The organism is Microbacterium gawkjiense (genome assembly GCF_031932225.1).
Taxonomy (GTDB): Bacteria; Actinomycetota; Actinomycetes; order Actinomycetales; family Microbacteriaceae; genus Microbacterium; species Microbacterium gawkjiense.
In genome coordinates this window covers 1,611,152-1,623,374 of record NZ_JAUZVV010000001.1, presented here as the reverse complement: position 1 = coordinate 1,623,374, position 12,223 = coordinate 1,611,152, and the positions used below count along the sequence as shown (strand labels likewise).

The following is a 12,223-nucleotide window of genomic DNA, read 5'->3' as shown; positions in this document are numbered from 1 at the left end:
CACCCGTCCCCGCCCCCGCCGGACCCTAACGTCGCACCGACGGCGGGTGTTCGCCCGCCTGCCGCCCCGCGCGCGTTCGCCTCCCGACGACACGCTCGCGCACCCACGACGACCGAGGAGTACTCGCATGATCGACGTAGACCGCATCCGCCTGCGCGACCGGCGGTGGGTGTGGCTCACCGGGCGTATCGCTCTCTGGGTTCTGATCGCCGCCCTCAGCACGGCCCTGCTTCTGACGATGGCGGTGTCGATCGTCGCCGCGTTCCAGGCCGCGAATGCTCCCGGCGACGGCCACTGGGGCGCGCGCACGGGACCGGTCGGCGACACGTTCGGCGGACTCCTCGGCCCGTTCCTCAACGCCCTCGTGCTCGGCGTCACGGTGGTGTTGGCCGTCGCCTGGCAGCCGCGGCGGGATCGACGGCAGAAGGCCGAGTCCCTGGCGGCGTGGCTCGCCCGGTCGGATGCCGACGACCAGGGTGTCGTCATCACGAACGGCGCGGGCGCGATCGCCCATGACGTCGGCGTGAGGTTCGGGGCGAAGAAGGAGGGGCAGAGCGACCTCGTCCTTTGGGAGGCGCACGTTCCGCCGGGCGAATGGTTCGTTCCGTACCGGCTGCAGGGCGATGAGCCGGAGGCGGGTCCCGACTGGCGCGCAGCCGTGAACATTGATCTCGACGCGATGTCGGTGCAGCTGCGCGGTCGGCACGACGACGACGCCCGCACGGCGTACCTGCGTCCGGACGCTTCGACGACGTACGGGCGGCTGAGCGGCGTCCGGTTCCGTCTGTTCGGCCGGTCGTGGCGGATCGACGCGTTCGGCACGCTGCGTGTCGCCGGGCCGCTGAGCGAGGTCGAACGCGCCGGGCGCGACGAGTTCGCGGCGATGAACCGAGAGGTCGTCACGCCGACCGCCGAGGTCAGCGATGAGACCGCGCAGCTCATGCGACGCACGGTCGCCGCGCTGTGCGGATCGGATGCGGCGTTCGACGCGGCCCTCGATGGCCCGCAGCGCGTGGTGGCGAAGGGCTTCCCTGCGAACGCGATGGTGACCCGCGAGCGGCGACAGCGCAAGTCGTTCGCGATCGAGTTGGCCGGCGAGGATGCGCTCACCGTCCGACTCATGGGCAGTGGCGACATCTTCCCTGCGGGGGTCTGGGTGACCGACAAGAACGGCGTCGAAGTGCGCACCGGACTGTCGGGACACGACAAGTTCCTGAACCACTTCGCTCGCGAGGCCGCGGTCGCGACGTTCGGCGGCAGCGGCGTGGGGGCACTGCGTCGCCCGGCCGGCGAGTGGCTGAGTGATCCCGCGTTCGAGGAATGGATGACGGCGGTCGCCGCCATGGTGGCGGTCGCCGCGAACGGGGTCGAGAAGACCCTGTCCGAGCGCGGGGTGACGCCCCCGGCGACCTCATCCGCACCGACGCCCGCCACCGACAACCTCATCACCGCGCACGACGCCGTGCACTGACCCGCTCACCGAAAGGCTTCTGATGACCGACCCCGACCCCCGCGCCGATGACCTCGCCGATGCCCTGCTCGCACTGCTCGACGAGCCGGCGATCGAGCGGCGCGCCCTGCCGCCGGCGAACTTCTGGAGCATCGTCCACTACGGCGAGCAGAGTTACGAGAACCGGTATAACCGGGTGGTGCGTTGGCTGCTCGACCCGACCGAGAACCACGGGTTGGATGCCGCGGTGGTCAACGCGCTGATCGCCGCCGTGTGGGGTGGGCCGGGCGAGCAGCCCGTGGTCGGCGTCCGCCGGGTGCGGACGGGCATCGAGACGCCGGTCCCCCGCGCCTCGGACACCGAGCTCGCGGGGCGCATCGACATCACGGTCGTCGATCATGTGAACCGGGTCGTGATCGCGATCGAGAGCAAGCTCGCCTCGAGCGCGCACGATGAGCAGCTGCGCCGATACCGCGAGTGGATTACATCGGCGTATGCCGGGTGGCAGCACGTGTTCGTGTTCCTGACCGAGGTCGCCGAGCAACCCGACGACGAGGGGTGGACCGCGTTGACGTACGGCGACTTCGTCGACGTGATCGCGGCAGCACGGGAGACTCGCAAGGTGGCGCCGCGGGTCGACGCCGTGATCGATGACTTCGTGGCCGATGTCGACCGACGCGGCGCGGGACCTGCGGACGAGCGCATCGCGGGGCTCTTCTTCACGGATGCCGCTGAGCCGAAGCCCGCGCAGGTGCGGTTCGCCGACCTGGTGCTGGCGGTGGCCGACGAGATCGAACCTGCGGATGCCGAGAGACGAGCGCCGCATGCGCGGCTCGCCGCGTACGTGGCGGGGCTGAGGAGCTTGGCGCCGGCACCGGCGGCATCCGATGTCTTCGGCAGGTTGACGACACGGTTCGAGGAACGGTCACGCTCGTCCTCGGAGCTGGTGCGGACGCTGTCCTACGTGCTGGATCACGCGCCGCGCATACTCGCGCAGGACCATGCAAAGGCGCCGGGCGTGGCGGAGTTCTTCTCCGCCTACGCGGAGTACCTCACAGGGAGGGCGCTGCGGAGCGCCCGCGACGGTGTGTCCACGGTGCGCCCGGAGCAGAGCCTCGGCGGCTATCTGCGCACGGTGCGCGTGAACCAGGGCGGCAAGGGTGTCACGTTCAACGAGCGGGTCGAGGGCGTGGCGCGGTTCCGGGTGTCCGGCAACGACCTCGCCGTCTTCCCGTGGTGGGTGGGGCACATCGGCGATGAGACGCGCAACATCCCGCGCTCGGCCTGCGGGATCGTCGGTGCGCGGGTGCAGACGCGCCCTCTCGCCGAATGGACGCCGGAGGAGTTGCACGCCGCGGTGCTGGCCGCGCTCCGGGACATCGCCGCGCACGGCGACGGCCGATGCGGTTGCGGCGAGGCGATCCGCTGATCGGAGCGTCTCGCTTTCTCGTGAGACCACCGCTCGCGACAGCTACCCCGCCACGGCCTCCGTCTGCACGTTGCGCTGCACGCGCCGCTTGGGTCGCAGCCTCATCGCGTGTCGTTCGAGCAGGAACCAGCTGGCCGCCGCGAGCGGCAGGGTCAGCAGGATCGACAGCGCCCCGAACAGCGGCACGCCGAGGGCGGCGAGGCCGAAGCTGGCGAGGACTTGTTGCACGGGCATCCCGTAGATGTAGACCCCGTAGGAGATGTCGTTCTCGAGCTTGAGGCGGGGGTGCTTCAGAAGGGCGCCGAGCCCGAGCATGAGGTACGCCCAGGGCAGCGCACCCACGACGCGGTAGTCCGGCAGGAACAGGCTCACCGCCGTCACGGCTGCGGCGGCACCGAGCAGCAGTCCGCTGACCGGGATGCGGCGTGCGTACTGTTCGATCAGCATGCCGGCAGCGAACATGATGCCGAAGCGGGATCCGTGCACGGCCCAGTAGTTCTCGACGGGGCCGTAGGCGGTGGCGATCAGGCCGAGCAGCGTGAGGCCGAAGATGATCGGCACGGTCGCGCGAAAGCGGTAGAGCGCGAGCAGTCCGAGGGCGAGGACGCCGAGGTAGCAGAGGAACTCCCAGAACAGCGTCCAGAGCGATCCGTTCCAGTAGCCCGGATGCGGCACGTTCAGGGGCGTGCCGGCGATGCTGTGGTCGAAGATCCGCAGCCCCGCGTTCTGCAGCACGTACTTCACGTTCTCGAACGAGATGACGTCGAGGTAGCTGCGTCCCGTGACGAGCGCGGTCGTGATCGGGGCGATGACGAACGCGGTGACGATGAGGCATGCCCAGAAGGCGGGGAAGATGCGCAGGGCGCGGGCGGCGAGGTACTGCCACCAGTTCGGGTTGCGCTTCCAGCTGCCGTAGATGAGGAAGCCGCTGATCGCGAAGAAGCCGTCGACGCCGAGCTCGGCGAGTGCCTGCTGCGCGGGATGCCACTCCACGGTGTTCCCGGTGAGCGGGAACGAATGCCAGATGATCACAGACAGCGCGAGCATCAGGCGGATGAAATTGAGCGCGTTCATCCGCGGGTCGTACACGCCCCCAAGCGTGCGAAAACGGTGTGGTCCCCTCACCCTCCGGAGGTTACATCGGATGCCGCGTCCTACATAGGTGCGATGTGGTCCGCGTGTAGCCGCGGGTTGGGTTGACAGACGCTGCTGCGCTCCGCAGGAGCGTGTATTGGTCGAAGCGACTCGCGGAGGTCGTGCGGAGCGTTGCCGAGCTTCGCTTTCGCCGCGGTAACGGACGACACCAGGTCGGAGCCCAGGGCCCGTGACCGCTCAACGCCCTTCGATGATGTAAACCATGCCTACGTTGACGAGCGCTCAGAAGACCGGCACCGTGTATCAGCTGCCTGAAGGTTCAGCAGTCGTCGAACGATAACCGGCCTATCCAGCGACTCGCGACGGACGAGAACATGCTGCTCTCTCCCATAGAATCGCGCTCATGGAGGCCGCCCGATGATCAATTCTCGCGCCGATCTCGCGACATACATCGCCGCAGACCTCGCCACGCACAACGTGAGCAGCTGGAGGTGGCGGTATCGGTTCACGCGGCGCATCGTCTACTTTCAGTGGCTTCTTCGTCGCGCAGAGTACGCCACAAATGTCCGGCGCGGAGGACTAAGTCGCTGCATCGCGAAGGTCATGCAACTCCGCGTCACACTCCTCGGGGAGAAACTCGGGTTCACTGTTCCGCTGAACACCTTCGGGCCTGGACTGAGCATCGCCCACGTTGGCACCGTGGTAGTAAACCCGGACGCTCGTATTGGATCCGGATGTCGCATACACCAAGGCGTCACTATCGGCGGCGTCGCGGGCGCAGCGCCGGTACTCGGCGAGAATGTTTGGATCGGCCCGGGTGCTCAGATATTTGGGCCCATCCACGTTGGTGATGGTGCGGCCATTGGTGCGAACTCTGTCGTCAACCGCGACGTTCCTGGTGACGTAACCGTCGCGGGCGTTCCGGCCAAGGTGATTCGTGGGCATGGGTACCGCGGAGCGGACCATCCTGCGGTCAGCTGATCGCCGTGAAGTGTTATCAACGCACCGCTCCTGCGACGATGTTGGAATACGTGATGCTGGCGCCGGAACATTCGTCGTCACCAAACTGACGGCCATTGTTCTAGTCAGGATGGCTTGACGGCCGAGGTGCTGACCTGCACCAACACAATCACCCGCTACCAGCCGCCGAAGGCGGCTCAGTCCCGCACGACCCCCGCGAGCCGGTCCGCAACCCGCTTCGCGTCCGCCTCAGACGCCGCCTCGACCATCACCCGCACGAGCGGCTCGGTCCCCGACGGACGCAGCAGGACGCGCCCCGAGTCACCGAGCTCCGCCTCAGCCTCGGCGACGGCCGACAGCACATCGGCATCCGTCGCCCGCGACCGCTCGACACCCTTCACGTTGATGAGCACCTGCGGGAACACGGTCATGACGTTCGCGAGCTCTGACAGCGGCTTGCGCTGACGGGCGACCTCTGCGGCGAGGTGCAGACCGGTGAGCAGCCCGTCGCCGGTGGTGGCGTAGTCGCTCATGATGACGTGGCCGCTCTGCTCGCCGCCGAGCGAGAAGCCGCCTTCGTTCATGCGCTCTAGGACGTAGCGGTCGCCGACTGCGGTCGTTTCGAGGTGGATGCCGTGGGCCGCCATCGCGCGGTGGAGTCCGAGGTTGCTCATCACCGTCGCGACGAGGGTGTCGTCGCGCAGCAGGCCGCGCTCCTTCATCGAGACAGCGAGGATCGCCATGATCTGGTCGCCGTCGATGACCCGGCCGTCGGCGTCGACGGCGAGGCAGCGGTCGGCATCGCCGTCGTGGGCGATGCCGAGGTCGGCGCCGGTGCGGAGGACTTCGGCGGTGAGGACGTCGAGATGCGTCGAGCCGACGCCTTCGTTGATGTTGAGGCCGTCGGGGTCGGCGCCGATGACGGTGACTTTCGCTCCGGCATCCCGGAACGTCTCGGGTGAGACGCCGGATGCGGCACCGTTGGCACAGTCGAGCACGACGTGCAGGCCACGCAGGCTGGTGCGCAGGGATGCGAGCAGGTGCACGACGTAGCGGTCTTCGGCGTCGGCGAAGCGGCTGATGCGGCCGACGGCTCCCCCGGTGGGGGCGAGCTTGGGGCCGGCCATGGCTTCTTCGATGCGCTGCTCGACCACGTCGGGGAGCTTGACGCCGCCACGGGCGAAGATCTTGATGCCGTTGTCGGGCGCCGGGTTGTGCGAGGCCGAGATCATGACGCCGAAGTCGGCGTCGATGTCACCGACGAGGAACGCGGCGGCCGGGGTCGGCAGGACGCCGGCATCGAGCACGTCGACGCCGGAGGAGGCGAGTCCTGCGGCGACGGCTGCGCTGAGGAAGTGACCCGAGACCCGCGGGTCGCGTGCGACGACGGCGGTGAGGCGGCGTCCGCTGCGGCGGCGGGCTTCGGCGATACGACCCTGGCCCAGGACGACTGCGGTCGCCTGGGCCAGGGTGAGCGCGAGATCGGCGGTGAGGGGGCCGTTTGCGAGGCCCCGCACACCGTCCGTCCCGAACAGTGCCATCGAAGGATTAACGCTTCGAGTACTGGGGAGCCTTGCGCGCCTTCTTGAGACCAGCCTTCTTGCGCTCCTTGACGCGAGCGTCACGCGACAGGAAGCCGGCCTTCTTGAGGGTCGGGCGGTTGTTCTCGGCGTCGATCTCGTTGAGGGCGCGCGCGATGCCGAGGCGCAGGGCGCCGGCCTGGCCCGAGGGGCCACCACCCGAGATGCGGGCGATCACGTCGTAGCCACCGGCGAGGCCGAGGACCGTGAACGGGTCGTTGATGAGCTGCTGGTGCAGCTTGTTGGGGAAGTAGTCCTCGATCGTGCGGCCGTTCACCGTGATGGTGCCCGAGCCGGGAACCAGGCGCACGCGGGCGATGGCCTGCTTGCGACGGCCCACAGCGGCGCCGGGGACGGAGAGGACGGGGCGAGCCGGGGCGGCCTCAGCGGCAGCCGGCGTCTCGGTCGAGTAGTTCTCGGGAGTCTGGTCGAGGGAGTCAGCGATCTTCGCCATCAGATAATCCTTGTTCTTCTCTGCGGCGCTTACTGGGCGACCTGGTCGAAGGTGTACGTGGTGGGCTGCTGGGCCGCGTGCGGGTGCTCGGCACCGGCGTAGACCTTGAGCTTGGACAGCTGCTGGCGACCCAGGCTGTTCTTGGGGAGCATGCCGCGGACGGCCTTCTCAACGGCGCGCACCGGGTTCTTCTCGAGAAGCTCGGAGTAGGTGACCGACTTGAGGCCGCCCGGGTAGCCCGAGTGGCGGTAAGCCTTCTTCTGCTCGAGCTTCTGGCCGGTGAGGGCCACCTTGTCGGCGTTGATGATGATCACAAAGTCGCCGGTGTCGACGTGGTTCGCGAAGGTGGGCTTGTGCTTGCCGCGCAGGAGCGTGGCAGCGTGCGAGGCGAGGCGGCCGAGGACGACGTCGGATGCGTCGATGACCACCCACTCACGGGTGATCTCACCAGCCTTGGGGGTGTACGTGCGCGTCACAGTAGTGCTGCTTTCATTGATTCGAACGGAGGAGTTCGTGAATCCCACTCCGGGGTGGTTCGCTCGGGATACCGGTCGAACACGCCAGTGGAGGGCTCACGTTCGCGGTGCGAGGCCAGCAGGGCGCAGGCACCAATGTGCAAGCTTACACGAAGTCTTCGCGCCCGCTAACGCCGCCGCGCCTGCTCCCGGAAGCTGCTGCGACGCTTATCCCAATACTCGCTAGTGGTCGCGATCACCCGGGCCGGGTTCCCCGCCACGACAGAGTCGTTGGGCACGTCCTTCGTCACTACGGCGCCGCTCCCCACGATTGCGCCGTCGCCGACCGTGACTCCAGGAAGAATGATCACACCCATCCCGATGAATGCTTGCGTGCCCACGCGGACCGGCGCCTCCCTCATGAGCTCCTTGTCAAGCTGCCCGCTGCGGCGCTCCGCCGTGCGATCGAGACTGAAATCATGGGTCAGAAGCCGAACTCCGTGACTGATAACGCAGCGGTCACCTAGTGTCACGGCGCCCGGAAAACCGACATCAAAGTAGGTCTGGGAGCTCACCCATAGGGGCGAGCCCTCTAAACGGATGCCTGACGCGCGAAGTATCGCATTCGTCGATTTTCGGTACGCAGTTTGGCTGATCCGGTCTACGAGGCGCAGAAGTGGCATTACCGGTGTCAGGTTCACAACATCTCACCTTCTGGTCGTGCGGGCAGGCCAGCGCGGAGCCGAACGCCACGTCTAGTTGCACCGGGAATTAAGTGTGGCCCCGGGGTCGCGTCAGGCTCGCGGCCAAAACTCTGAGCCTCCATGATTGAGAGGGACAACGCGGTCATCGGTATGACGAGCGCGGCGGGAAAGGCTTCGAGCAGATTGAACCCGGACGCTGCAACGACGTAAGCGGCAAACATGGCGGGGCCGATGACCGCGCCCCTGCGAGCCGAGGCGATCATTATCCAGCCCACGGCGATCACAAGCAGGCTGAAGCCCGGTACACCCAGGGACACGAGCGCCTGCAGCGCCGAGCTCTCCAGAGGGTATTGAGCATATGCACCGCCTACAGCTAGAAGAGCCGAGTGCGAGAGACCAGCCCCGGTGCCCAGTCCATTCGATATTGCCACTAGCGGCGCCAATAGCTGGAGATAGTCGAATCTCAGTTGCGCGGAGCCCGAAGCTTCAACGACCCCTCGGCCTGACTCGACTAAGAACCCCGAGCCCGCCACGGCCAACACGACTGCACCCGCTATCACAGCCACGAATGCTCGACCTCTAGGCCCCCTTGCTCTCGAAAGCAGCAAGCAGAGAATCGCGACCGACGACCCGGCAACGCAAGCCAACACAGCACTCCTCGAGCCAGTCGTGAACACCGCCAGAAGTGGAATACCGGTTACCACCAGCCACCGCAACCGACCGGTTTGCAGGAGAGCCGAAAGGCCCCCTGACGCGCAAACTGCGAATACTGTTCCATTGAGAAGCGGGTGACCTATAGAGGTCATGGACCTGTACGCATCCCATTTTTGAGACAGGCCCACCGGACTTGCAGCAAAGAATCCAGAAAGCGCATTGGATCGCGTAGTGAATTCGAGGATGGCCACGAGTCCATAAATGCAACTGAGCACGGCAAGCACAGCAAGAATCGGGCGAACGTCGAATGCTACTCCCGAGCACGACGGCACTACAACAAATGCCACAGCGAGCGACACCACCCAGACCAGGGCTGCCTCGGGGGGACCGAAAGGCGTGGTGGCCGCCACTATCGAGCTATAAGCCACAAAAGCCGCACCCACTACGATCGGCCCGAGTCCCAGCCAGTTAGGAATTCTAAGGCGTCCTCGGAGCGCGAAAACGAGTAACGGCAGGACCACGAACGGCTGAAGGACCCGGAGCGCCCCCGGGAGATCTAGATAGGAAAGTGGGAGGACAATGGAAGCGAAGGCCGCCGCCAAGGCTGACGACTGGCTCGAGACGACCACCGAGAACAGGGCGAGCGCGATCGCGATCGGGATAAGTTGCACGATTCCCGTGAAATAGGCAGCCCCGCCTATGAGCACAACAATGACTGGAGGTAAGACATCTCTGAATCGCGACCGCGGGGATGTCATACCTGACCGTCGATCCTGATCTCCGGTCGATCTGAGCCCGTGGCAATCGAGTCAACGAGCGAGCGGTAGTCCCTGCCTGTCCGATCCCTCTCGCTCGGCCAGGTGTCCAGCACTCGCTTACGCAGCTCCGCCGTCTTTCCCACGAATCTGGCTGGGTTACCGGCCACAACCACACCATCAGGGATCGACTTGCTCACGACACTTCCAGCCCCGACGACGCAGTCCTCACCTATCCGAACCCCGGGGAGGATGGTGACGCGAGCCCCGATGAAGGAGCGCGAACCGATCTCGATAGACGCGTAGCGGAACCGGCGCCCAAGTTTGTCCGCGAAGAGCCAGCCGGTCCCGTCATGTGTAATGAATTGGACGTCCGTGCTAACGGTGACATCGTCCCCGATGCGCAACAACCAATGCTCCGAGGCAACCTGACACGAATATATCCGGCAGCGCTCGCCCACGGTGACACCTAGTTTGCGAGCAGCCCGGGTACCGCCGATAAGGCGAGCGAGGAGAAAGAACTTGCGGGTCGGCGAGATCAGCGCCATGAGGAGCTCCTTCGTTTTGACACGTGCCCGAGGCGCCGGCGCAGATTTCGCCGGACGCGCAACCCTTCGACCGCCGCCTCGCACTCAATGAGAGCTTCTAGACGAGACATTCCCTCGCCGTCTCGCTGCGCGACTAGATCGTCATACCAAATCGGGTCGACATCGAATAGCTCGCGAACGAATTCACGATAGGCGTCAACAAATGCTGGCTCCGTCAGAGCTCGTTGCCGCCAGTGCTCGATCCTCGTGACCTGAGAGGGGTGATGCCTGTAGAGGACGGTGGGAGCGGCAAGCCGTGCCATGCGGCTGCCGGCGATGGCCATACGCAACCACAGATCGTAGTCTTCAGCCAGAACGTGCCTGTAGCCCCCTGATTTCTCAACGTGCGACCGCTTCGCGGTGAAGGTCGGGTGGGGAAAGGGATTCTCCATGAGCAAGGTCAAATTGAAGGCGCGCGATCGAAGCGTCGTCGGTTCGGTCGGACGGACAACCCCTGTTCCGAAGTGAACGACACCTGTGAACACGGCATCGTACTTAGCCTTCAGAGCCCGCAAAGACAGCTCAAATCTCCACGGCAAGCAGATGTCGTCCGCGTCCATCCGAGCAACATAGCGGCTGGAACTTGAATTGAGTCCACGCTGGAGGGATGCGGCGACCCCAAGATTGCCGTCGTTCTCGAGAACTCGCAATCTCGGTTGATGCAGTCGCTCCAACACCCCGACGGTCCCATCAGAACTACCATCGTCGATAATCAGGAGCTCGGCGTCGCAGGGCATGGCGCGGAGTGTTGATCGCACGGCACGCGCGATGGTCTCCCGCCCGTTGTACACCGGCATGAGGATGGTTAGATTGGGCATTCGTTTTCCTTGGCCTCAGATTGCTGAAAGGGCCCACAAGTAGCCGAGCATTGCTAGCAACGCCCCAGCTACTACAAAAGCGCAGAGGGCGGCAACGGACCTTGCATTGAGCACCCTCCTTGCGAGATAACCGCGCGCAGCGAGCGCGATGATGTCGCGGCCCCACGCAATGACAGCCCCCCAAAAGAGCGACGCGGCAAATGCGAACCCGGAAACGCTACTCAAGGCGACACCGACAAATTGCCAAGGTATCAAAACAGCCGCACGTCCCGAGTCGATTAGGACCGCCGACAGAACCCATACAACTGCAGACGGGATCACGGATGCGGTCAACAATGGCACCAATTTCAACGCGGCATCCCAGTCGTCGTTAAGGAAGCGCGAAAGTACCGACACCGAGAGAAGAATGATTGTCACTTGGATTGACGCGGCGACCGTGAGCACTCGGGTCAGGTGATATTGGACAAGCACCCGCTTAGCAACTTGGTCGTCCGCCCCCCCGAGTTCCGCCCTTATCAAGTTCACATAACCCGCGAGCGCGGCATCTGCGGGAACCCGCGCTACCGAGGAAGCCAGAGACAGCACTCCCAGGAGGCTAGTACCGGCCAGGATGGAAACAACCAGTCGGTCCGCCTGACCCTGAACCCATCCCAGTGTTCCGCTAAGAGCCGTCGGAACCAAGAACCGGGACGTGAATCGAACTCTGGGTAGCTCTCCATCAACATTCTTCCTCCGAAGGAGGACCAGAATGAGTATCTCCGCCACTGCGCTCTGTGCCGCCGCAGCCGCGATTCCCACTAGTGGCGCCAGGGGGAGCGCTACACAGAGTGATCCGAGGGATGCAACCCATTGGGCGCGGGCGAGCCGGAGCCACCCGCCCGTCGCTTGAGCCGAAACAACATTCGGGAGCGACCAAACCATCGCGATCGGAACTATCGCTAGCGGCGCTAGCTTGATGACTTCATTCCACTGCGCGATCTGGACCAGGCCCGCCAGGAAAATGAACCCAGTCACCGCAAGCAGCGTCAGGCCGCCAAGCAGCGCTGAGAATCGGCGAATGTAGATCGGTCCGCCAACATGGCGAGAAACGCGCACTCCGATCTGTCTGATCGTCTGGTCGCCGATGGCTTGAAAAAAGGTGAGCACGAGGGAGGCCATCGCGAAAAGCCCAGCTTCGGAAGGGCTCACAAAAACGGCCACCACGAGACCGACCACAGCGCTCGCACCGCGATTCACAACTCGCTCGATCATGGCCTGGAGCGCGTTTCCTCGCAGCGACTGG

General features: G+C 65.3%; 12 protein-coding genes. 3 read left to right on the top strand and 9 right to left on the bottom strand.

Features of this window, described 5'->3' with window-relative positions:
* Window positions 1–127: 127 nt before the first annotated feature.
* Window positions 128–1,471 (top strand): hypothetical protein, encoded by a 1,344-nt coding sequence (locus tag Q9S71_RS07825; protein WP_311861560.1) that lies wholly within the window; start codon window positions 128–130, stop codon window positions 1,469–1,471.
* A 22-nt stretch (window positions 1,472–1,493) separates the two neighbouring features.
* Window positions 1,494–2,879: a PD-(D/E)XK nuclease family protein gene (locus Q9S71_RS07820; RefSeq protein ID WP_311861559.1), complete on the top strand. Its 1,386-nt coding sequence runs from the start codon at window positions 1,494–1,496 to the stop codon at window positions 2,877–2,879.
* A gap of 42 nt (window positions 2,880–2,921) precedes the next feature.
* Here Q9S71_RS07820 and Q9S71_RS07815 read toward each other — a convergent pair whose 3' ends face one another.
* A complete protein-coding gene (locus tag Q9S71_RS07815; RefSeq protein ID WP_311861557.1) occupies window positions 2,922–3,953 on the bottom strand; it encodes an acyltransferase family protein in 1,032 nt (343 codons plus the stop codon).
* Window positions 3,954–4,391: 438 nt separating this feature from the next.
* On the opposite strand from Q9S71_RS07815, the gene Q9S71_RS15110 reads away from it, so the two are divergent.
* On the top strand, window positions 4,392–4,955 hold the full coding sequence (locus Q9S71_RS15110; RefSeq protein ID WP_422880337.1) for a serine O-acetyltransferase: 564 nt from the start codon (window positions 4,392–4,394) through the stop codon (window positions 4,953–4,955).
* A 176-nt stretch (window positions 4,956–5,131) separates the two neighbouring features.
* On the opposite strand, the gene glmM is transcribed toward Q9S71_RS15110, so the two are convergent.
* The 8 genes from glmM to Q9S71_RS07775 all read right to left on the bottom strand — a co-directional run bounded on the left by glmM (window position 5,132) and on the right by Q9S71_RS07775 (window position 12,192).
* The gene (glmM, locus tag Q9S71_RS07810) at window positions 5,132–6,475 is read right to left on the bottom strand and encodes a phosphoglucosamine mutase (RefSeq protein WP_311861556.1); all 1,344 of its coding nucleotides are present in this window, start codon (window positions 6,473–6,475) and stop codon (window positions 5,132–5,134) included.
* 7 nt (window positions 6,476–6,482) lie between these two features.
* Window positions 6,483–6,968, bottom strand: a complete 486-nt coding sequence (rpsI, locus tag Q9S71_RS07805) for a 30S ribosomal protein S9 (RefSeq protein ID WP_064003289.1) — start codon at window positions 6,966–6,968, stop codon at window positions 6,483–6,485.
* 29 nt (window positions 6,969–6,997) lie between these two features.
* On the bottom strand, window positions 6,998–7,444 hold the full coding sequence (gene rplM / locus Q9S71_RS07800; protein WP_064003290.1) for a 50S ribosomal protein L13: 447 nt from the start codon (window positions 7,442–7,444) through the stop codon (window positions 6,998–7,000).
* A 167-nt stretch (window positions 7,445–7,611) separates the two neighbouring features.
* Window positions 7,612–7,998: an acyltransferase gene (locus Q9S71_RS07795; RefSeq protein WP_311861554.1), complete on the bottom strand. Its 387-nt coding sequence runs from the start codon at window positions 7,996–7,998 to the stop codon at window positions 7,612–7,614.
* Between the two features lie 122 nt (window positions 7,999–8,120).
* Window positions 8,121–9,539, bottom strand: a complete 1,419-nt coding sequence (locus tag Q9S71_RS07790; RefSeq protein ID WP_311861553.1) for an O-antigen ligase family protein — start codon at window positions 9,537–9,539, stop codon at window positions 8,121–8,123.
* The gene (locus tag Q9S71_RS07785; protein ID WP_311861552.1) at window positions 9,536–10,084 is read right to left on the bottom strand and encodes an acyltransferase; all 549 of its coding nucleotides are present in this window, start codon (window positions 10,082–10,084) and stop codon (window positions 9,536–9,538) included. Before Q9S71_RS07785 ends, Q9S71_RS07790 begins: the two co-directional genes overlap by 4 nt.
* The gene (locus tag Q9S71_RS07780; RefSeq protein WP_311861551.1) at window positions 10,075–10,941 is read right to left on the bottom strand and encodes a glycosyltransferase family 2 protein; all 867 of its coding nucleotides are present in this window, start codon (window positions 10,939–10,941) and stop codon (window positions 10,075–10,077) included. The genes Q9S71_RS07785 and Q9S71_RS07780 overlap by 10 nt, the downstream gene beginning before the upstream one ends.
* Window positions 10,942–10,956: 15 nt before the next feature.
* Window positions 10,957–12,192 (bottom strand): polysaccharide biosynthesis protein, encoded by a 1,236-nt coding sequence (locus tag Q9S71_RS07775; RefSeq protein WP_311861550.1) that lies wholly within the window; start codon window positions 12,190–12,192, stop codon window positions 10,957–10,959.
* Window positions 12,193–12,223: the final 31 nt, after the last annotated feature.

What these genes read in the sequence shown, in the direction of transcription:
- Q9S71_RS07790 (WP_311861553.1), bottom strand. Translation starts at nt 9,539, where the DNA reads ATGACATCCCCGCGGTCGCGATTCAGAGATGTCTTACCTCCAGTCATT.
- Q9S71_RS07815 (WP_311861557.1), bottom strand. Translation starts at nt 3,953, where the DNA reads ATGAACGCGCTCAATTTCATCCGCCTGATGCTCGCGCTGTCTGTGATC.
- Q9S71_RS07820 (WP_311861559.1), top strand. Translation starts at nt 1,494, where the DNA reads ATGACCGACCCCGACCCCCGCGCCGATGACCTCGCCGATGCCCTGCTC.
- glmM (WP_311861556.1), bottom strand. Translation starts at nt 6,475, where the DNA reads ATGGCACTGTTCGGGACGGACGGTGTGCGGGGCCTCGCAAACGGCCCC.
- Q9S71_RS07825 (WP_311861560.1), top strand. Translation starts at nt 128, where the DNA reads ATGATCGACGTAGACCGCATCCGCCTGCGCGACCGGCGGTGGGTGTGG.
- Q9S71_RS07785 (WP_311861552.1), bottom strand. Translation starts at nt 10,084, where the DNA reads ATGGCGCTGATCTCGCCGACCCGCAAGTTCTTTCTCCTCGCTCGCCTT.
- Q9S71_RS07775 (WP_311861550.1), bottom strand. Translation starts at nt 12,192, where the DNA reads ATGATCGAGCGAGTTGTGAATCGCGGTGCGAGCGCTGTGGTCGGTCTC.
- Q9S71_RS15110 (WP_422880337.1), top strand. Translation starts at nt 4,392, where the DNA reads ATGATCAATTCTCGCGCCGATCTCGCGACATACATCGCCGCAGACCTC.
- Q9S71_RS07780 (WP_311861551.1), bottom strand. Translation starts at nt 10,941, where the DNA reads ATGCCCAATCTAACCATCCTCATGCCGGTGTACAACGGGCGGGAGACC.
- rpsI (WP_064003289.1), bottom strand. Translation starts at nt 6,968, where the DNA reads ATGGCGAAGATCGCTGACTCCCTCGACCAGACTCCCGAGAACTACTCG.